The following is a 212-nucleotide window of genomic DNA, read 5'->3' as shown; positions in this document are numbered from 1 at the left end:
AAGTCTGTGGCATTCGGATTTTGACTGGACTTGGTAACCCTTGGCGGGCCCCGCACCCAATCAGTGCTCTACCTCCACGACTCTAAAACTCCGAGGCTAGCCCTAAAGCTATTTCGGGGAGAACCAGCTATCTCCGAGTTCGATTGGAATTTCTCCGCTACCCCCACCTCATCCCCGCATTTTTCAACATGCGTGGGTTCGGGCCTCCAGTG

1 rRNA gene is annotated in these 212 nt (G+C 54.7%); it reads right to left on the bottom strand.

Features of this window, described 5'->3' with window-relative positions:
• Positions 1-212: ribosomal RNA gene (locus LRL21_RS45460) — 23S ribosomal RNA — on the bottom strand; the annotation flags it as partial.

The sequence above is a fragment of the Paenibacillus periandrae genome, assembly GCF_022458865.1.
Classification (GTDB): Bacteria; Bacillota; Bacilli; order Paenibacillales; family NBRC-103111; genus Paenibacillus_S; species Paenibacillus_S periandrae.
Note: the sequence above shows the minus strand (reverse complement) of the source record. Positions and strands in the feature narration are given on the sequence as shown.